This is a genomic window from Aquibium microcysteis, assembly GCF_014495845.1.
Classification (GTDB): Bacteria; Pseudomonadota; Alphaproteobacteria; order Rhizobiales; family Rhizobiaceae; genus Aquibium; species Aquibium microcysteis.
Genome location: NZ_CP061080.1, coordinates 1340083 through 1358555, shown reverse-complemented (window position 1 = coordinate 1358555; position 18473 = coordinate 1340083). Strand labels below are relative to the sequence as shown.

The 18473-nt window shown below is 68.8% G+C and carries 18 protein-coding genes; 3 read left to right on the top strand and 15 right to left on the bottom strand.

All coding sequences use genetic code 11. The annotated features are described in order from the left end of the window. The first annotated feature begins 40 nt into the window (after positions 1–40). Both IAI54_RS06230 and IAI54_RS06225 read left to right on the top strand, forming a co-directional pair. Positions 41–1252, top strand: a complete 1212-nt coding sequence (locus tag IAI54_RS06230) for a bifunctional 2-C-methyl-D-erythritol 4-phosphate cytidylyltransferase/2-C-methyl-D-erythritol 2,4-cyclodiphosphate synthase (protein ID WP_187971527.1) — start codon at positions 41–43, stop codon at positions 1250–1252. Further along, positions 1249–1740 carry a CinA family protein gene (locus IAI54_RS06225; RefSeq protein WP_187971526.1) on the top strand — a complete coding sequence of 164 codons (492 nt, stop codon included), beginning with the start codon at positions 1249–1251 and terminating at the stop codon, positions 1738–1740. Before IAI54_RS06230 ends, IAI54_RS06225 begins: the two co-directional genes overlap by 4 nt. Here the strand turns inward: IAI54_RS06225 and IAI54_RS06220 are convergent. From IAI54_RS06220 to IAI54_RS06150, 15 genes are all read right to left on the bottom strand, one after another. Beyond that, on the bottom strand, positions 1712–2200 hold the full coding sequence (locus IAI54_RS06220) for a type II toxin-antitoxin system RatA family toxin (protein WP_187971525.1): 489 nt from the start codon (positions 2198–2200) through the stop codon (positions 1712–1714). The genes IAI54_RS06225 and IAI54_RS06220 overlap by 29 nt on opposite strands. A gap of 22 nt (positions 2201–2222) precedes the next feature. Continuing rightward, the gene (gene lipA, locus IAI54_RS06215) at positions 2223–3185 is read right to left on the bottom strand and encodes a lipoyl synthase (RefSeq protein ID WP_187971524.1); all 963 of its coding nucleotides are present in this window, start codon (positions 3183–3185) and stop codon (positions 2223–2225) included. A gap of 131 nt (positions 3186–3316) precedes the next feature. Next, entirely contained in the window at positions 3317–3568 is a 252-nt protein-coding gene (locus tag IAI54_RS06210; RefSeq protein WP_187971523.1) for a GlsB/YeaQ/YmgE family stress response membrane protein, read from the bottom strand. 396 nt (positions 3569–3964) lie between these two features. Next, positions 3965–4393, bottom strand: a complete 429-nt coding sequence (locus IAI54_RS06205) for a hypothetical protein (RefSeq protein ID WP_187971522.1) — start codon at positions 4391–4393, stop codon at positions 3965–3967. Between the two features lie 1417 nt (positions 4394–5810). After that, positions 5811–7265, bottom strand: coding sequence for a dihydrolipoyl dehydrogenase (lpdA, locus tag IAI54_RS06200; RefSeq protein ID WP_187971521.1), 1455 nt, complete (start codon positions 7263–7265; stop codon positions 5811–5813). A 74-nt stretch (positions 7266–7339) separates the two neighbouring features. Further along, on the bottom strand, positions 7340–7609 hold the full coding sequence (locus tag IAI54_RS06195) for an HP1242/YdcH family protein (protein WP_187971520.1): 270 nt from the start codon (positions 7607–7609) through the stop codon (positions 7340–7342). Positions 7610–7702: 93 nt separating this feature from the next. Then, entirely contained in the window at positions 7703–8341 is a 639-nt protein-coding gene (locus IAI54_RS06190) for an SGNH/GDSL hydrolase family protein (RefSeq protein WP_187971519.1), read from the bottom strand. A gap of 44 nt (positions 8342–8385) precedes the next feature. Continuing rightward, complete coding sequence (locus tag IAI54_RS06185) at positions 8386–9756, bottom strand: pyruvate dehydrogenase complex dihydrolipoamide acetyltransferase (RefSeq protein WP_420838294.1); 1371 nt, start codon at positions 9754–9756, stop codon at positions 8386–8388. 39 nt (positions 9757–9795) lie between these two features. After that, a complete protein-coding gene (locus tag IAI54_RS06180) occupies positions 9796–10419 on the bottom strand; it encodes a Uma2 family endonuclease (protein ID WP_187971517.1) in 624 nt (207 codons plus the stop codon). A gap of 24 nt (positions 10420–10443) precedes the next feature. After that, entirely contained in the window at positions 10444–11880 is a 1437-nt protein-coding gene (locus tag IAI54_RS06175) for a pyruvate dehydrogenase complex E1 component subunit beta (RefSeq protein WP_187971516.1), read from the bottom strand. Between the two features lie 30 nt (positions 11881–11910). Continuing rightward, entirely contained in the window at positions 11911–12186 is a 276-nt protein-coding gene (locus IAI54_RS06170) for a hypothetical protein (RefSeq protein ID WP_187971515.1), read from the bottom strand. Positions 12187–12198: 12 nt separating this feature from the next. Continuing rightward, positions 12199–13242, bottom strand: a complete 1044-nt coding sequence (pdhA, locus tag IAI54_RS06165; RefSeq protein ID WP_187971514.1) for a pyruvate dehydrogenase (acetyl-transferring) E1 component subunit alpha — start codon at positions 13240–13242, stop codon at positions 12199–12201. Positions 13243–13422: 180 nt separating this feature from the next. Then, positions 13423–13749, bottom strand: a complete 327-nt coding sequence (locus IAI54_RS06160; protein ID WP_187971513.1) for an FtsB family cell division protein — start codon at positions 13747–13749, stop codon at positions 13423–13425. A gap of 138 nt (positions 13750–13887) precedes the next feature. Next, a complete protein-coding gene (gene eno, locus IAI54_RS06155) occupies positions 13888–15162 on the bottom strand; it encodes a phosphopyruvate hydratase (RefSeq protein ID WP_187971512.1) in 1275 nt (424 codons plus the stop codon). 127 nt (positions 15163–15289) lie between these two features. Next, a complete protein-coding gene (locus IAI54_RS06150) occupies positions 15290–16273 on the bottom strand; it encodes an isopenicillin N synthase family dioxygenase (protein ID WP_187971511.1) in 984 nt (327 codons plus the stop codon). A gap of 409 nt (positions 16274–16682) precedes the next feature. Here IAI54_RS06150 and IAI54_RS06145 point away from each other — a divergent pair, with 409 nt between their 5' ends. Further along, on the top strand, positions 16683–18323 hold the full coding sequence (locus tag IAI54_RS06145; RefSeq protein ID WP_420838293.1) for a DEAD/DEAH box helicase: 1641 nt from the start codon (positions 16683–16685) through the stop codon (positions 18321–18323). Positions 18324–18473: the final 150 nt, after the last annotated feature.

Sequence of the window (18473 nt, the reverse complement as noted above, 5' to 3'; positions counted from 1 at the left end):
TCGCTAGATCGGAGCCATTCCAGCGGAGCGATCGTCGGAAATGCCCACAAGCCACCCAAGCCAGTGCCGAACGGCCGCCGTGATCGTCGCGGCAGGCCGGGGCGAGCGCGCGGGCCAGGCCGACGGGCCCAAGCAGTACCGGCCGATCGGCGGGCTGCCGGTCATCCGCCGCACGGTCGACGCCTTCCTCGCCAGTCCCGCCATCTGCACCATCGTCGTGGCGATCCATCGCGACGACGAAGCGCTGTTCGACGCCGCCCTGCCCGCCCGCGACCCGCGGGTGCGGGTGGTCTTCGGCGGCGCCACGCGTCAGGCTTCCACCCGGCTGGCGCTGGAGGCGCTGGCGCCGGACGCGCCGGACAACGTCCTGATCCATGACGGGGTGCGTCCCTTCGTCGACGCCGCGCTTCTCGACCGCGTCGTCGCCGGCCTCGGTACCACGGCGGGCGTTCTGCCCGCGCTGCCCGTCTCCGATACGCTGAAACGCGGCGCGGACGGACAGGTCGAAGCCACCGTGCCGCGGGCCGGCCTGTTTTCCGCCCAGACCCCGCAGGGTTTTCGCTATGCCGCAATCCTGGAAGCGCATCGCCGGGCGGCCGCGGAGGGCCGCGAGGATTTCACCGACGATTCGGCCATCGCCGAATGGGCGGGCATCCCCGTGCGGCTGGTCGACGGCTCTCCCGACAATTCCAAGCTCACCTATGCCCGGGAGATCGCCATGGCCGACGAGAAGCTCGCGCGCGCCGCACCGAGTTTTCCGGACGTGCGGACCGGCAACGGCTACGATGTGCATTCCTTCGAGCCCGGCGACCACGTCACGCTCTGCGGCGTCGCCATCCCGCACGAGGCCGGGCTCAACGGCCATTCGGACGCCGACGTCGGCCTGCACGCGCTGACGGACGCCCTGCTCGCCACCTGCGGGGCGGGCGACATCGGCGTCCATTTCCCGCCGTCCGACCCGCAATGGAGGGGCGCGGCGTCGCGGCGCTTCGTCGAGCACGCCGCCGGCATCGTGCGGTCGCGCGGCGGCCGAATCGCCAATGCCGACGTCACCCTGATCTGCGAAGCGCCGAAGGTCGGCCCGCACCGGCCGGCCATGGTGGCCGCCATGGCCGCGATGCTGGGGATTTCACCGGAGCGCATCTCGATTAAGGCCACCACCAACGAAAAACTGGGCTTCGTCGGCCGCCGCGAGGGCATCGCCGCCATCGCCACCGCCACCGTCGTCTTCCCCGGAGACCTGCCCGCATGAGCCCGCATGCCGACCTCGCCCGCGCCCTGATCGAGGCCTGCGCCGCGGAGGGCGTGCTGATCGCGACCGCGGAATCCTGCACCGGCGGCCTGATCTCGGCCGCGCTGACCGACATCGCCGGTTCCTCGATCGTCGTCGACCGCGGCTTCGTCACCTATTCGAACGAAGCGAAGGCCGAGATGCTCGGCGTCCCGGCGGCGACGCTGGCGGCACACGGCGCCGTCTCGCCCGAGACGGCCAAGGAGATGGCGGCGGGCGCGCTCGCGCGGTCGCGCGCGACGATGACCATCGCCGTCACCGGCATCGCCGGTCCGGGCGGCGGCTCGGACGAGAAGCCGGTGGGGCTGGTCTGGTTCGGCCTCGCCGCCCGCGGCGCCGAGCCGGTGGCCGTGCAGCGGCTGTTCGAGGCGCGCAGCCGCGATCATGTCCGCCAGCAGACGGTGCGCGCGGCGCTCGAGCTCATGCTCGCGAAGGTGACGCATCCGTGAAATCGGCGGAGGGCGCGCCGTAGACGGCATCCGCCCGCTTCTCGAAAGCGCCTGCGAAGAGCCGGAAGGCGCGGTCGAACATCGCCCCCATCAGCGCGCCGAGCATGCGGCTCCTGAACTCGTACTCGATGAAGAAATGGATCTTCGTGCCGCCCTTGCCGTCCGGTTCGAAGCGCCAGCGGTTCTCGAGATAGCGGAACGGACCGTCGAGATACTTCACGTCGATCGCGCGTTCGTCCTCGCGCGCCACCACCTGGCTGGTGAAGGTCTCGCGGATGGCCTTGTAGCCCACCGTCATGTCGGCCACCAGCACCTCCACGCCCTCGCGCTCCTTGCGCGAGCGGACGCTGAGCGCCTCGCACATCGGCAGGAACTGCGGATAGCGCTCGACGTCCATGACCAAGGCGTACATGCGCTCGGGTGCGTGACGGACGGGGTGGACGGTCTCGTATTTCGGCATGGCGCTTCGTCGCGTGCTGCGGTCAGGCGGTGGCCGCGAGCTTGCGGTCGCGCGCGGCCTTCAGCCGGGCGAAATCGTCGCCGGCATGGTGCGAGGAGCGCGTCAGCGGCGAGGCCGAGACCATCAGGAAGCCCTTGGTGTAGGCGACCGTCTCGTAGGAGCGGAACTCCTCGGGCGTCACGAAGGCCTTGACCGGATGGTGCTTCTTCGTCGGCTGCAGATATTGCCCGATGGTCAGGAAGTCGACGTCGGCGACGCGCAGGTCGTCCATCAGCTGCAGCACCTCGTTGCGCTCCTCGCCGAGCCCCACCATGATGCCCGACTTGGTGAACATGCCCGGGTCGAGCTCCTTCACCCGCTGCAGCAGCCGGATCGAGTGGAAATAGCGCGCGCCGGGGCGCACCGTCAGGTAGTTCGACGGCACGGTCTCCAGATTGTGGTTGAACACGTCGGGCCTCGCCGCCACCACCACCTCCAGCGCCCCGTCCTTGCGCAGGAAGTCGGGCGTCAGGATCTCGATCGTGGTGCCCGGCGACAGCGCGCGGATGGCGTGGATCACCTCGGCGAAATGCCGGGCGCCGCCGTCGTCGAGGTCGTCGCGGTCGACCGACGTGATCACGACGTGGGCGAGCCCCATCTGACGCACGGCCTTCGCCACGCTCTCCGGCTCGGCGCGGTCGAGCGCCTCGGGGCGGCCGGTCGCGACGTTGCAGAAGGCACAGGCGCGGGTGCAGATCTCGCCCATGATCATGAAGGTGGCGTGCTTCTTGTCCCAGCATTCGCCGATGTTGGGGCAGCCGGCCTCCTCGCACACCGTAACCAGCTTGTGCGACCGCACGATCTCGCGCGTTTCCGCATAGCCCTTCGAGACGGGCGCGCGCACGCGGATCCAGTCCGGCTTGCGCAGCACCTCCTGATCCGGCCGGTGCGCCTTCTCGGGATGGCGCTGGCGGGGACGGGCTGTCGTGTCGAGGACGGTGACCATTGTGCTCCCGGCGGCTGTTCGCGGCGGCCGGGCCTCACCGGCGCCTGTGGTTATCTAGGCCTTCCGGGGACAAAACGAAAGGCCGCCGGGCGAATGCCACGGCGGCCTTTCCTGCATGGGTGCCTTGCGGATCAGCGTCTGAACAGCCGCGCGATGGCGATCAGGATGCAGGCGCCGATGAAGCCGGCGATCAGATAGCCGATCCAGCCGCCGAGCGCGATGCCGAACACACCGAGCAGCGCGTTGGCGACGATGGCGCCGACGATGCCGAGGATGATGTTCATCAGCACGCCCATGCTGCTCTTCATGAACTTTTCGGCCAGCCAGCCGGCGATGCCGCCGATGATGATGGCTGCGATCCAGCCGACGCCTGCGTCTTCCATGTGGTTCTCTCCGTTGCCTGTACGATTTGATCGTGCCTGACAACGCGGCCGTAACCCGGAGGTTCCGCCGTCTGCGGCCGGCATTGCCGGATCATGCGCGCGCCGCGCATCGGCTGGCGATGCCGGGCAGAGAGGGCGACGAGGCGAAAATCGGGGGGACGAAATCCGGGGACGGTTTCCCTGATTCGGCATTGGTCGCCGCGCTGTCGCGAGGGGCGCGACCGGGAAATCCGGGGCGGTCATCCGGCACCGGTCGCCGCCCTTTCGCGATCGGTTTCAGGTCGAACGACGGAAACTGTCCCCGCATGTCCGCCAGCACGTGCGGGCCGGGAGGCGGTTGTGCCGCCCGGCCTTGCTGGGTCTCGGGATGGGGATTTGCGCGCCGCAGGCGCGGCGTCAGGAGGTGTCGTGGACCTGCGGCAGCGGCAGGCCGGGCAGGACGGGGCAGGCGACGGCCCGGCAGGCGCGGCGTCTGGGGATCGCGTCGCGGCCGGGCGCCCAGGCGGTGCCGCCCATGCTGGCCAGCACCGCGGAGAGCATCGCCGCGCACCAGCGGTAGCGCCAGGCGACCAGCGCGGCGTCGAAGGGGCTGTCGTCATCCGGCCCGGCGGCGGCCGCCAGTTCGTCCTCGATCGCGGCGACGTCGATCCGCAGCGCGTCGGCGACGCTGACCCGCGCGGCCCGCTCGCCGCGGCGGAGGAAGAACAGCACCAGCCAGCGCACGGCAAAGCAACGGCCGGCGGCGGCGTCGGCGTGGGAGGCGAGCGACAGCAGGAGCGTGATCGTCTCCCGCAGCTTCCGCCCGTTCAGTCCCGCCCCGCCCATCTCCGCCCTCCTTCAGCTGCGGCCAGTCTGTCGTGGACCGGCAGGGCGTGGACAGAATTTTCGCAAGGCATTGATTTCGCTGGGAGAGCCCGTCCTCCACCCCACGCAGTGGGGGCGGAGGTGGCGTCGCGCAGCGACGACGGAGGGGGGGCGCAGGATGTGGCGGCGACGGGGGCGGCGGCGGCACGTGCCTCGTCGTGCACCGGATCGCGGGGACGGACGGCGAGGCATGGATCCCGGATACGGCGTCCTGCGCTGCGCTTGGACGCCGTATCCGGGATGACGAAGGTGGGGGGGATGGCGCTATTTTCGCCTTCGTCATCCCGGGCGAAGCCGGAGCGAAGCGGAGGCGCAGACCCGGGATCCATGCCTCGGCGGTTGTCGAAAGGCGGGGCGGTGCAGACGACGCACCGGTCCTTCTCCATCGTCCTGCTCGATGACCTGCGCCGAGGCATGGATCCCGGATACGTCGTCCTTCGCTGCGCTTGGACGCCGTTCCGGGATGACGAAGCGGAGGGGGCGGCGCTATTCTCACCGTCGTCATCCCGGGCGAAGCCGGAGCGGAGCGGAGGCGCAGACCCGGGATCCATGCCTCGGCGGTCGTCGAAAGGCGGGCCGGTGCAGACGACGCACCGGACCTTCTCCATCGTCCTGCTCGATGACCTGCTCCGAGGCATGGATCCCGGATACGGCGTCCTGCGCTGCGCTCGGACGTCGTTCCGGGATGACGAAGGTGGAGGGCAACGATGGCTCCGATCCTCGGGCCTTCGATGCGCGGGAGCGTGATGGACGGCCTGGCCACGTCCGTCGTGCCGACCGTCCACCGTCGCGGACTGGTCCGGCGGGGTCCCCCCCTCCGCCTCGCTTCGCTCGGCACCTCCCCCCCACTTCGTGGGGTTGGAGGATGGGCGGCGGCGCTTGGGGCGGGCTTCCTCCACCCCACGTGGGGGCGGAGGTGGCGAGCGAAGCGACAACGGAGGGGGGTGGTGCAGGATGTGGCGCTCGCAGCGGCGACCGGGCGGCGCGGGCCTCGTCGTGGGCCGGATCGGGGGGACGGACGGCGAGGCATGGATCCCGGATACGTCGTCCTGCGCTGCGCTTGGACGTCGTTCCGGGATGACGAAGCGGAGGGGGCGGCGCTATTTTCACCTTCGTCATCCCGGGCGAAGCCGGAGCGGAGCGGAGGCGCAGACCCGGGATCCATGCCTCGGCGGTCGTCGAAAGGCGGGGCGGTGCAGGCGACGCACCGGTCCTTCTCCATCGTCCCGCTCGATGACCTGCTCCGAGGCATGGATCCCGGATACGGCGTCCTGCGCTGCGCTTGGACGCCGTTCCGGGATGACGAAGCGGAGGGGTGGCGCGACGTTTTTCGCCCCTGCAGCCGGGCGCCGGGCGGCGCGGCGCCGTACGCGGCGGGTCAGGCGTTCAGGGCGCGGCCGTAGGCGTCGAGCACGCTCTCCTTCATCATTTCCGACAGCGTCGGGTGCGGGAAGACGGCGTGCATGAGGTCTTCCTCGGTGGTCTCGAGGTTCATGGCGACGACGAAGCCCTGGATCAGTTCGGTGACCTCCGCGCCGACCATGTGGGCGCCGAGGAGCTGGCCGGTCTTCGCGTCGAACACGGTCTTGACCAGCCCCTGGTCCTCGCCCAGCGCCACCGCCTTGCCGTTGGCCACGAAGGGGAAGCGGCCGACGCGGACGTCGTGGCCGGCCTCCTTCGCCCTTGCCTCGGTGAGGCCGACCGACGCCACCTGTGGGTGGCAGTAGGTGCAGCCGGGGATCAGCGCCTTGTCGAGCGGATGCGGATGGAGACCGGCGATCTTCTCGACGCAGATGACGCCCTCGTGCTCGGCCTTGTGGGCGAGCATCGGCGGGCCGGCGACGTCGCCGATGGCATAGATGCCGGGCACCGAGGTGCGGCACCACTCGTCGATGACGATCGTGCCGCGTTCGGTCTTCACGCCGACCGCCTCCAGGCCGATGCCCTCGACGTTGCCGACGACGCCGACGGCCGAGATCATGCGGTCGGCAGTGATCTTCTCCACCGTGCCGCCCTTCATCTCGACATGGGCGGTGACCGAGTCGGCGCCCTTCTCGACCTTCACCACCTTGGCCTCGAGATGGATCTTCATGCCCTGCTTCTCGAAGCGCCTGCGCGCGAGTTCCGAGATCTCGGCGTCCTCGACCGGCATCACCTGCTTCATCACCTCGACGACGGTGACGTCGACGCCCATGGTCCGGTAGAAGGAGGCGAATTCGATGCCGATGGCGCCGGAGCCCATGACCAGCAGCGACTTCGGCATCTTCTCGGGCACCATGGCCTCGAAATAGGTCCAGATGAGCCTGCCGTCGGGCTCGATGCCGGGCAGCGCGCGCGGGCGGGCGCCGGTGGCCACGATCAGGTGCTTCGCCGCGTAGGTGCCCTCGCCCTTCGTGTTCTTCGGCGCCGGATGCTGCGGCTGCATGGGCTTCTTCGACGGCTTCGACACGACGATCTCGGCGGCGCCCTTGCCGGCCTTCGTGATCTTCGCCTCGCCCCAGATGACGTCGACCTTGTTCTTCTTCATCAGGAAGGCGACGCCGGAATTCATGCGGCCGGCGACGCCGCGCGAACGCTCGACGACCGCCTTCAGGTCGGGCGAGATGCGGCCTTCGAGCGAGAGCCCGTAGTCCTTCGCGTGTTCGGCCAGATGCAGCACCTCGGCCGAGCGCAAGAGCGCCTTGGTGGGGATGCAGCCCCAGTTGGAGCAGATGCCGCCGAGATGCTCGCGCTCGACGACGGCGGTCTTCAGGCCGAGCTGGGCGGCGCGAACCGCGGTGACATAGCCGCCGGGGCCGCCGCCGATGATGATGACGTCATAGGTCTCGGACATGCGCTTCGCTCCTCAAAGGTCGGCGGCGCAGGGGTTGCCCTGCCGCCGGTCTCGGGAGGAGCGGAGCCCTGCCCTCACCCCTCCGTCACGGGTGCCGGCGACGGCTCGTGCCGCACCAGCATGGTGTAGATCTCGTCCTTCAGCCGCATCCGCCGCTTGCGCAGCTCGGCGACGTGCAGGTCGTCCATCGGCTCGACGTCGGTCTCGGCGCGGTGAATCTCGCGGTTCACCTCATGATACGCGTTGGCCAGCCGGTGGAAATGGCCATCGGTCAGGCGCATGTGGTGGATCAGCGCGCCGTGCTGCGGAAACTCCTCGGCCAGTTCGTGCGGTGTGTGCGACATCTGTTGGTCTCCCGTTTCGATGTCGTCAGGCTATCGCCGCACGGTCGCCGCTCCTTGATTTCGATCAACGGTCCTTTCGCAGGTGGTCGTGTTCTACAGTCCGAGCATCATGCGCACGATCGGTTCCAGCGCCTTGCCGAGCGCGCGCGTGGCCTGCGCATCGAGGTGGACGCCGTCGAGCGGCGTCGTCTCGACGATCGAGGCGGCGTCGAAGAAGCCGCACTGCGTGTCGTCGGCGAGATCGCCGTAAAGGCTCGCCAGCATCCCGGACTGCTCGATGCCGCCCTCGAACATCGCCGCGAAATCGGGATCGGCGGTCTCGGAGAGCGGCGGCGGCGCGACGATCAGGATCTCGGGCGGCGGGGCGCCGAGCGGATAGGCGGTGCCGCGCACGATGTCGATCAGCCGCCGCATGCCCTGCTTGGCGCCGATGGCGCGGCCGCAGACGAAGGGCTTCATGTCGTTGGTGCCGAGCAGCAGGATCACGAGGTCGAGCGGGCCGTGGCTGACCAGCGAGACGGGCAGCGCGCGCGCGCCGTTGCGGTCGGCCCCGCCCAGATGATCGTCGAAGGCGGTGGTGCGGCCGTTCAGCCCCTCCGCGATGACCACCGCCTGGTGCCCGAGTGCGGCCTGCAGCACGCTCGGCCAGCGGTCGGCATAAGCGTGGCGGGACGGGCCTTCGGCGTTGTAGCCCCAGGTGAGGGAATCGCCGTAGCAGAGGACGGTTTTCATGGATGACTCCGATGCTCTCCTCCCCCTTGCGGGGAGGGTTACAGCTAAACCAGCATCCCCATCGGCTTCTCGATGTGGCGCTGGAAGGCGGCCGCGAGTTCCGCGCCCAGCGCGCCGTCGATGACGCGGTGGTCGAAGGCGAAGGTGGCGGTCATGATGGTGGCGATGGCGACCGCGCCCTTCTTCACCACCGGCTTCTCGACGCCTGCGCCGATCGAGACGATCGAGGCGTGCGGCGGGTTGATGATGGAGGTGAAGTTCGAGACGCCGAACATGCCGAGGTTCGACACGGCCGTCGTGCCGCCCTGGTATTCCTGCGGCTTCAGCTTCTTGTCGCGGGCGCGTCTGGCGAGGTCCTTCATCTCGTTGGAGATGACGGAGAGCGTCTTCTGTTCGGCCTTGCGGATGATCGGCGTGATCAGCCCGTCGGGGATCGCCACCGCGACGCCGACGTCGGAGTGCTTGTGGCGGACGCGGGCCGTCGAGGTCCAGGAGGCGTTGGCCATCGGCACGTCGCGCAGCGCCAGCGCCATCGCCTTGATGATGAAGTCGTTGACGGAGAGCTTGTAGGCCGGAACCTCGCCCTTCTCGGTCTTCAGCATCGGCGAGGCGGCGTTGATCTCGGCGCGCAGCTTCAGGAGCGCGTCGATCTCGCAGTCCATCGAGACGAAATAGGACGGCACCGTCTGGTGCGATTCGGTCAGCCGCGCGGCGATCGTCCGGCGCATGCCGTCATGCGGGATGAGGTCGTAGGACCCCTCCTCGAAGAGCTTCAGCACGGTGTCGTCGGACATGGGCCTGGCGGCGGGTGCGGCGGCGGGGGCTTCTGCGGCGGCGGGGGCTGCCTTCTGCGCCGGGGCTGCGGCCTTGGCACCACCGGCGACCGCCTTCTCGACGTCGGCCTTCACCACGCGGCCATGCGGGCCGGAGCCCTCGATGGCGGAGAGGTCCACGCCGGCATCCTTGGCGATGCGGCGGGCGAGCGGGGACGCGAAGATGCGGGATTGGCTGATCTCCCCCCTCGTGGGGGAGATGCCCGGCAGGGCAGAGGGGGGCGTGACGGACGGAGAGGTCGGCGGGGCAGCGCCCCCCTCTGTCGGCTTCGCCGACATCTCCCCCACGGGTGGGGAGATAGGCGCCTCGTCCTGCTTCGCCTCGGCCTTGGCGGGCGCGGCTTCGCCGCCGCCCTTGGCGGCATCCCCCGCATCCTCGCCCTCGGCGGCCAGGATCGCGATCACCGCGTTGACCTTGACGCCTTCGGTGCCGGCCGGGACGACGAGCTTCGCCACCGTGCCCTCGTCGACGGCCTCCACTTCCATGGTCGCCTTGTCGGTCTCGATCTCGGCGATGACGTCGCCGGGCGCGACGTGGTCGCCTTCCTTGACCAGCCACTTGGCGAGGTTGCCCTCCTCCATCGTGGGCGAGAGGGCCGGCATGGTGATGTTGATCGGCATCTATCTGTCTCCGGCGTAGTAGGGTGTCGGGTCTTCGTTCATGCCGAGCGGCGGGTCGAATGGCCACAGGTCGGCGAGCGAGAAGGCAATGGCGTCGAAGGGCGGCGCGCGGACTTCGTCGTCGGAGTTCCACGTTCCACGAAGCACCCACGCACCGTCCACCAGTGCGAATGCTTCGAGCATCTGCTGGCGCGGGTCGACCAGCCAGAGGAACGATACACCGTGCCGCGCATAGATTTTCCGCTTCACGGTCCGATCCCGCCGTTCCGTCGACCCCGACAGGACTTCGCAAATCCAATCCGGAGCTACGGTAAAAAAGTTCGTTTCCGGGTGGTCCACAAGACGGTCCCGCCGCCACCCGGCGAGATCAGGCACCACGACGTCGTCGCGGAGATGAATCTCGGGCTCGTCGAGGATCAACCAGCCACCAGGTCCCCCGCGCCCCTTTTGAAAGGGGCCAACGAGTTCGTCTCCGAGCGAACTCGCGGCGGCGACATGCCTGCGCGACGGCCGCGGGTGCGTCCGCAGCACGCCGTCGATGATCTCCGCGACCAGATGCTCCGGCACGGCCTCGAGGTCGGCATAGGTCGCCGGCTTCTTCCTGTCCGTTGCGGATGCGCTCACTTCGCGGTCCCTCCCGACCTTCGATCAGCGACGGTAGCACACCGCCTTCACCGCCTCGACCACCTCGCCGACGTTCGGCAGCGCGAGCTTTTCGAGGTTGGCGGCGTAGGGCATCGGGACGTCCTTGCCGCAGATGGTGATGACGGGCGCGTCGAGATGGTCGAAGGCGCGCTGCATCACCTGGCTGGCGATGTGGTCGCCGACGGACGACTGCGGAAAGCCTTCCTCGACCGTGACGAGGCGGTTGGTCTTCTTCACGCTCTCGATCACGGTGTCGAGGTCCATCGGACGGATGGTCCTGAGGTCGACGATCTCGACGTCGATGCCTTCCTCGGCCAGCCTGTCGGCGGCCTTCACGGCATAGGTCATGCCGATGCCGAAGGAGACGATCGTGGCATCCCTGCCCTTGCGGTGGATGCGCGCCTTGCCGATCGGCAGCACGAAATCGTCGAGCTTCGGCACGTCGAAGGTCTGGCCGTAGAGGATCTCGTTCTCGAGGAAGATCACCGGATTGGGGTCGCGGATCGCCGCCTTGAGCAGGCCCTTGGCATCGGCGGCGGTGTAGGGCTGGATCACCTTGAGGCCCGGAATGTGGCCGTACCAGGCGGCATAGTCCTGGCTGTGCTGGGCGGCGACGCGCGCGGCGGCACCGTTGGGACCGCGGAAGACGATCGGCGCGCCCATCTGGCCGCCGGACATGTAGAGGGTCTTGGCGGCGGAGTTGACGATCTGGTCGATCGCCTGCATGGCGAAGTTGAAGGTCATGAACTCGACGATCGGCTTCAGCCCGGCCATCGCCGCGCCGACGCCGACGCCGGCAAAGCCATGCTCGGTGATCGGCGTGTCGACGACGCGCTTGGCGCCGAACTCCTGCAGCAGGCCCTGCGTGATCTTGTAGGCGCCCTGATACTCGGCCACTTCCTCGCCCATGATGAAGACGTCGCCGTCGCGGCGCATCTCCTCGGCCATGGCGTCGCGCAGCGCCTCGCGGACGGTGGTCGGCACCATCTCGGTGCCGGCCGGAATGTCGGGATCGGCGGCGACCGCCTCCTTCGGCTGGGCGGGAACGGACAGCGCCTCCTTGGCGGCCGGCTCGTCGGTGGCCTTGCGCGCCTTGCCGCCGGCATCGTCGGCCGCGGCCTTCGGCGCTTCGGCGGCGGGCTTCGAGGCCGCCTCGGACGCCGCGGGCCTGGCCTCGGCGGCAGCGCCGGCGCTCTCGCCCTCAGCCAGCAGCACGGCGATCGGCGTGTTGACCTTGACGTTCTCGGTGCCTGCCGGGACGAGGATCTTTCCCAGCGTCCCCTCGTCGACGGCTTCGACCTCCATGGTCGCCTTGTCGGTCTCGATCTCGGCGATCACGTCGCCGGGGGCGACGCTGTCGCCCTCCTTCTTCAGCCATTTCGACAGCGTGCCCTCTTCCATCGTGGGCGAGAGGGCCGGCATCAGGATGTCCACGGGCATGGGGTCCTCACCTATGATAATCGTCCGCCTTCAGCGGATCTGGAACTTGCCTGCGAGCTGGTAGGCCAGGAGACCGGCCAGCGTGGCGACGAGAATGACGCGGATCGCGGTCAGCCAGAGCGGCGCCGGCCGCGTGACCGGCCCGGCGATGGCGGCGCGCTGCCGTGCGGACCGGTCGTCGAGCATCCGCGAGATGTGACGCACGGTGCCGAACATCCTGGCGATCACGAACCAGAAAAACCATCCGAACAGCGCGGCGACGCCGGCTGCCAGCAGAAGGACGGTCGGGTCCGGGATCGCGCTCATCGAACGGAAACGTCAGCGCAGGATGTCGGTGTAGAGTTCCGAGACATCCGGCTCCGGGTCGGTCTGCGCGAAGTCGGCGGAGTCGGCCACGATGTCGCGCACCTCCTTGTCGATCGCCTTCAGATCCTCCTCGCTCGCCCACTTCTTCTCGACGAGCCGCGCCCTGACCTGCTCGATCGGATCGTGCTCGGAGCGCATCTTCTGGACCTCGTCCTTGGAGCGGTACTTCGCCGGATCGGACATGGAGTGGCCGCGGTAGCGGTAGGTCTGCATCTCGAGGATGATCGGCCCCTTGCCGGAGCGGCACCAGTCGAGCGCCAGATCGCCCGCCGCCTTCACGGCGCGCACGTCCATGCCGTCGACCTGGATGCCGGGGATCCTGAAGGAGATGCCGCGATGCGAGAAGTCGGTCTCGGCCGACGAGCGCGTCACCGACGTGCCCATGGCGTAGCGGTTGTTCTCGATGACGTAGATCACCGGCAGCTTCCACAGCGAGGCCATGTTGAAGCTCTCGTAGACCTGGCCCTGGTTGGCCGCGCCGTCGCCGAAGAAGGTCAGCGACACGAAGTCGTTGCCGCGGTAGCGGTTGGCGAAGGCGAGCCCGGTGCCGAGCGAGACCTGCGCGCCGACGATGCCGTGGCCGCCGTAGAAATTCTTCTCCTTGGAGAACATGTGCATGGAGCCGCCCTTGCCGCGGGAGTAGCCTCCCCGGCGGCCGGTCAGCTCGGCCATCACGCCGCGCGGCGACATGTCCATGGCCAGCATGTGGCCGTGGTCGCGATAGGCGGTGATCATCTGGTCGCCGTCCTTCATCGCCATGCGCAGGCCGGTCACCACCGCCTCCTGGCCGATGTAGAGATGGCAGAAGCCGCCGATGAAGCCCATGCCGTAGAGCTGGCCGGCCTTCTCCTCGAAGCGGCGGATGAGCAGCATGCCGCGATAGGCGGAGAGTTCCTGCTCCTTGTCGAACTCGACGGGCTTCGGGGTCTTCACCGCGCCGACGCCCTCGGCATCGGTCCGGGGTTTCGGGGACGTCTTCTTCGCCGCCGCCTTCATGCGCTGCTCCCTGATCCTGTCTTCTTCGCGGACACGGGAAGGCGAGCCTTGTCTCTCCCCTCCCTGGATGAAGGAAAGCTAGCATGCACGAACGGTTTCGGCCACGCGGAAAACTGCATGGCTGTCATGCGGGTAAATCGCGGAAATCGCTCGACTTATCTGGAATTAACCGAAATCTGGTCAATTCTGTTCAGCGAAGGTCCGCATGATGGTGATCTCGTCGGGGCCCGACAGATTGAGCGCGCGGCGGGCCTGCTCGTCGAGCATGTCCTTCTCGATCGTGCCGTCGCGCAGCAGCTGGACGCGCTGCTCGAGCTCCTCGCGGATCGCCCGCTTGCGGTCGAGCTCGGCGATCAGGACCGCCTTGCGCTCCTCCAGCCGGAGCTTCGAGGAGATCCCGTATTCGCCATGGAAGGCGTGGAAGCCGAAATAGCCGAGGAACAGCGTCGCCAGGGCAGGCACGATGTACCGGCCGGTGTTCCGTTTCTTGTACTGACGCGTCCACATGAGGCAGTCTTCATCCTTTGCCTCCTTCTAGCGCGGCGTGCTTAACGGGCGGTTACGGGGCCCTTCGCGGCGACCGTCCCGAAACGAAGAAGGGCCGCCTGCGGCGACCCTTCGAGACGTCGGAACGGCGGTGACGGATCAGCCCTTGAAGATGGACCTGCCGGCGTAGCGCGCCTGCCGGCCGAGCTCCTCCTCGATGCGGATGAGCTGGTTGTACTTGGCGAGCCGGTCGGAGCGCGCGAGCGAGCCGGTCTTGATCTGCCCGCAATTGGTGGCCACCGCGAGGTCGGCGATGGTCGAATCCTCGGTCTCGCCCGAGCGGTGGGACATGACCGCGGTGTAGGCCGCCTTGTGCGCCGTCTCGACCGCGTCCAGCGTCTCCGTGAGGGAGCCGATCTGGTTGACCTTGACGAGGATCGAGTTGGCCACCCCCATGCGGATGCCGTCGCGCAGCCGCGACGAGTTGGTGACGAAGAGGTCGTCGCCGACCAGCTGGCACGACTTGCCGACGAGGTCGGTCAGGACCTTCCAGCCCTCCCAGTCGTCCTCGGCCATGCCGTCCTCGATGGAGATGATCGGGTAGTCGGCGGCGAGCTTCGCCAGGTACTTCGCCTGCGCCTTCGGGTCGCGGGTCTTGCGCTCGCCCTCGTAGACGTAGTTGCCGTCCTTGAAGAACTCGGTCGCGGCGCAGTCGAGGCCGATCGCCACGTCCTCGCCGGGCTTGTAGCCGGCCTTCTCGATCGAGCCCATGATGAAGTCGAGCGCGGCGGTGGCGCTCTTCAGGTTCGGCGCGAAACCGCCCTCGTCGCCGACGTTGGTGTTGTGGCCGGCGTCCTTCAGACCCTTCTTCAGGGTGTGGAAGATTTCCGAGCCCCAGCGCACGGCATCGCGGAAGGTCGGCGCGCCGAGCGGGATGATCATGAATTCCTGGAAGTCGATCGGGTTGTCGGCATGGGCGCCGCCGTTGATGATGTTCATCATCGGGACCGGCAGCACGTGGGCGGAGGCGCCGCCGACATAGCGGTAGAGCGGCAGGCCGGACGCCTCGGCCGCGGCCTTGGCGACCGCCAGCGACACGCCGAGGATGGCGTTGGCGCCGAGGCGGCTCTTGTTGGCGGTGCCGTCGAGCTCGATCATCGTCCGGTCGATGTGGATCTGGCTCTCGGCCTCCATGCCGCCGATGGCCTCGAAGATCTCGCCGTTGACCGCCTCGACGGCGCGCTCGACGCCCTTGCCGAGATAGCGCGGGCCGCCGTCGCGCAGCTCCACGGCCTCGTGCGCGCCGGTCGAGGCGCCCGACGGCACCGCGGCACGGCCCATCGAGCCGTCCTCCAGCACCACGTCGACCTCGACGGTCGGATTGCCGCGGCTGTCGAGAATTTCGCGGCCGATGATGTCGACGATGGCGGTCATGGGAGGCTCCCTCGAGAAATGTCCGGAAAGGTCGCGTTTCTCTTAGCGGAAGGCCGGGAAAAGGCAATCCGGGAGGGCGCAGGCGCGCGGCTGCGCCGCCCGCATGCCCCTGTCGGGCGCCGACCGATCAGCCGGCCTTCACCGTCGACTGGAACTTGCCCATCAGATAGGGGCCGGACAACACCGGCTGATACTTCGGCGTCTCGCCGGGCGCGAGGCAGGACGGCAGGCAGGCGATCTCCTGGTGCCAGTTCGGCTGATGGAAGAAGGCGAAGGACTGGCGCCGCGTCGATCCGTCGGGCTTCGGCGCCGGGTTGACGACGCGGTGCAGCGTCGAGACCCAGCGATCGTTGGTCCACAGCGCCATCAGGTCGCCGATGTTGATGACGAAGGCGCCCGGCACGGGGGGCACGGCACGCCAGGCGCCGTCCGGCGCCAGGATCTCGAGCCCGCCGGAGCCCGGCTCGGGCAGCAGGATGGTCAGGCTGCCATAGTCGGTGTGGGCGCCGGCCCGCAGCTGTCCCGGCTTCGGCGGGACGGACTGTTCGGGATAGTTCAGCGCCCTCAACGCGCTGATCGGCCGGTCGATGGTAGGCGCGAAGAAGTCCTCGTCGAGCGTCAGCGCCACCGCGAAGACGCGCATGATGCGGGCCGCGAGGTCTTCCATGGCCCGGTAATAGGCTTCCCAGGCGGGACGGAAACCGTCGGGCGCCTCCGGCCAGATGGTGGGCGCGTAGCAGAAGGCCAGCGCCTGCGGATCGTCGAGGCCTGCGGGAATGCCGAGCGGCCCGCCGTTGAAGCTCTCCTTCAGGTCGGGCGGCGTGTCCTGCCCCTTCGACTTCGCCAGCGCTTCCGATTCGGGACCGAGATAGCCGTAGGGATAACCGGGGAAAGGCGCCCTCGCCTTCTGCTTCTCGTCGGCCGGCAGGTCGAAGAAGGCCCGCGCCATGGTCCAGGCGCTGTCGATGACGGTCTGCGGGACGCCGTGGCAGCTGATCGCGAGGAAGCCGGTTGAGCGGCAGATGTCGTCCACTTCGGCGCCCAGCGCGGCGCGCTCGCTGCGGCCGGCGCGCTCGAAGCGGGACAGATCGAAGACGGGAAAGTCGGGCATTGAAGGAATCTCCGGCACGGCAGTCGTCCCATCCTAGCCGGATCGGCTGCCGATTCACGCCTGCGAACGGGCTGGACCAGAAATTTACCGGGCCCGGGGTGCCATGGCGTGACATCGCAATTACACTCGGTGCCGCGCGGGGCGAAACGAAAGGAGTTTCGCCATGACCAACGTAGCCGGTATCGTGAGTATCCTCTTCATCGCCGCAGCGTTCTGGACCTCGGTCGGCGGCGCAACCCGGGAACAGTCCGTGCTGATCCTGTCCTCGGGCGAATGAGACGAGCCGGCGGCGCGCGTTGCCGCGTCGCCGGCCTTCCCGGGCCGCCGGCCGCGACCGGTGCCGCCCGCCGAATGTCCTTGCATTGTCCAGCATTATCGCCCATATGCCGCGACAGGCGCTTGGGCCGGCATTGCCGGTTCGTCGGAAATCGACCTGGTTGCGTCTGGCCTTCCCCCTCACCGGTCGCGTCTCTCACGGAGACGATACGGTCAGGCGGCGAGGGAATTCCGCGGGCATGAGGCACGCGGTAACGACAGCGCAGCCGGCCACGGCCCGTTTCGGGCGCGCCGCCTCGTCGTTCAAACAAGAAGAGTGCCACGGCAGGTTGCGCCCGCCGGGCCGCAGCGCGGGCGTCGCCCGCCGAAAGAGACGAACTTGACCAATCAAACCACCCCCGAAGCCGATGGCGGCTTCGAGGCCCTCGGCATCACCGGCGCCCTCCTCAAGGGCACGCTCGCCGCAGGCCTGACCACGCCCAAGCCGATCCAGACCCAGGCGATCCCGCATTATCTCGCCGGCCGCGACGTGCTCGGCATCGCCCAGACCGGCTCCGGCAAGACGGCGGCCTTCGCGCTGCCGATCCTCACCCGCATCACCGCACTCGGCGCCAAGCGCCGCCCCAAGACCCCGCATGCGCTGATTCTCGCGCCGACGCGCGAACTCGCCGTGCAGATCGACGAGACCATCCGGCTCCTGTCCAAGGGCATGCACATCACCACCTGCCAGGTGCTCGGCGGCGTGTCGCGCAACATGCAGGTGAAGCGCCTGCGCGACGGCGTCGACATCCTGATCGCCACGCCCGGACGGCTCGTCGACCTGGTGCGCGAAGGCGACGTCAAGCTCGACCAGACGCGCTGGCTCGTGCTCGACGAGGCCGACCGCATGCTCGACATGGGCTTCATCAACGACGTCAAGAAGCTCGCCCGCGCGACGCATCCCGACCGCCAGACGACGCTGTTCTCGGCCACCATGCCGGACGAGATCGAGAAGCTCGCCATGGGCCTGATGAAGGATCCCGTCCGCGTCTCGGTCGCGCCGCAGAGCACGACGGTCGCCGAGATCACGCAGGGCCTCGTCAAGGCGCGCACCAAGCAGAAGCGCAACGTGCTGGCCGACATCCTGCGCGCCGAAGGCGACGGGCCGGTGATCATCTTCGCCCGCACCAAGCACGGCGCCGACAAGGTGACGCGCCAGCTCGAGCAGGACGGTTTTTCGGCCGACGTCATCCATGGCAACAAGTCGCAGAACGCCCGCCAGCGCGCGCTGAACGGGTTTCGCGACGGTTCGGTGAAGATTCTCGTGGCGACCGACATCGCCGCCCGCGGCATCGACGTGCCCGGCATCGCGCTCGTCGTGAACTACGACCTGCCCGACGAGCCGGAAACCTACGTCCACCGCATCGGCCGCACCGGCCGCAACGGCGCCGACGGCAAGTCGCTGACCTTGTGCGATCCCGAAGAGGTGTCGAAGCTGCGCGCGGTCGAGAAGGTGATCCGCAAGGCGATCCCGCTGGTGGCGGACCACACCGGCCAGCCCGATCCGTTCCAGAAGCCGCTGCCCGCGGGTTCGCGTCCCGAGCGGACGGAACGGCAGGGCCGGCCGCAGGGCAAGCCCCAGGGACGCCCGGCCCGTGCCGCCCAGGCGCCGCAGCGCGCCGGCGGCAAGCCGGCCGGCGGCCACCACGAAGCGGGCCGCGCCGACGAGCGCAACGGTCCGCCGCGTCGCCGCCGGCGGCGCGGCAATGGCGGCGGCGCCGCGCGGGCGGCCTGACGTCCACGTTCGAGACGACGGTCCGCTGGTCCATGACTGGCCAGCGGACTGGCAATTGCCCGAAGCACGTGCAGCGCGTAGGCGGACGGCACGGGTCTTCCTGACGGAAGGCGTCCGCGGCGCAGGCCGCCCCTCGCATTCGGGATCAGA

What these genes read in the sequence shown, in the direction of transcription:
- IAI54_RS06230 (WP_187971527.1), top strand. Translation starts at nt 41, where the DNA reads ATGCCCACAAGCCACCCAAGCCAGTGCCGAACGGCCGCCGTGATCGTC.
- IAI54_RS06225 (WP_187971526.1), top strand. Translation starts at nt 1,249, where the DNA reads ATGAGCCCGCATGCCGACCTCGCCCGCGCCCTGATCGAGGCCTGCGCC.
- IAI54_RS06220 (WP_187971525.1), bottom strand. Translation starts at nt 2,200, where the DNA reads ATGCCGAAATACGAGACCGTCCACCCCGTCCGTCACGCACCCGAGCGC.
- lipA (WP_187971524.1), bottom strand. Translation starts at nt 3,185, where the DNA reads ATGGTCACCGTCCTCGACACGACAGCCCGTCCCCGCCAGCGCCATCCC.
- IAI54_RS06210 (WP_187971523.1), bottom strand. Translation starts at nt 3,568, where the DNA reads ATGGAAGACGCAGGCGTCGGCTGGATCGCAGCCATCATCATCGGCGGC.
- IAI54_RS06205 (WP_187971522.1), bottom strand. Translation starts at nt 4,393, where the DNA reads ATGGGCGGGGCGGGACTGAACGGGCGGAAGCTGCGGGAGACGATCACG.
- lpdA (WP_187971521.1), bottom strand. Translation starts at nt 7,265, where the DNA reads ATGTCCGAGACCTATGACGTCATCATCATCGGCGGCGGCCCCGGCGGC.
- IAI54_RS06195 (WP_187971520.1), bottom strand. Translation starts at nt 7,609, where the DNA reads ATGTCGCACACACCGCACGAACTGGCCGAGGAGTTTCCGCAGCACGGC.
- IAI54_RS06190 (WP_187971519.1), bottom strand. Translation starts at nt 8,341, where the DNA reads ATGAAAACCGTCCTCTGCTACGGCGATTCCCTCACCTGGGGCTACAAC.
- IAI54_RS06185 (WP_420838294.1), bottom strand. Translation starts at nt 9,756, where the DNA reads ATGGAGGAGGGCAACCTCGCCAAGTGGCTGGTCAAGGAAGGCGACCAC.
- IAI54_RS06175 (WP_187971516.1), bottom strand. Translation starts at nt 11,880, where the DNA reads ATGCCCGTGGACATCCTGATGCCGGCCCTCTCGCCCACGATGGAAGAG.
- IAI54_RS06170 (WP_187971515.1), bottom strand. Translation starts at nt 12,186, where the DNA reads ATGAGCGCGATCCCGGACCCGACCGTCCTTCTGCTGGCAGCCGGCGTC.
- pdhA (WP_187971514.1), bottom strand. Translation starts at nt 13,242, where the DNA reads ATGAAGGCGGCGGCGAAGAAGACGTCCCCGAAACCCCGGACCGATGCC.
- IAI54_RS06160 (WP_187971513.1), bottom strand. Translation starts at nt 13,749, where the DNA reads ATGTGGACGCGTCAGTACAAGAAACGGAACACCGGCCGGTACATCGTG.
- eno (WP_187971512.1), bottom strand. Translation starts at nt 15,162, where the DNA reads ATGACCGCCATCGTCGACATCATCGGCCGCGAAATTCTCGACAGCCGC.
- IAI54_RS06150 (WP_187971511.1), bottom strand. Translation starts at nt 16,273, where the DNA reads ATGCCCGACTTTCCCGTCTTCGATCTGTCCCGCTTCGAGCGCGCCGGC.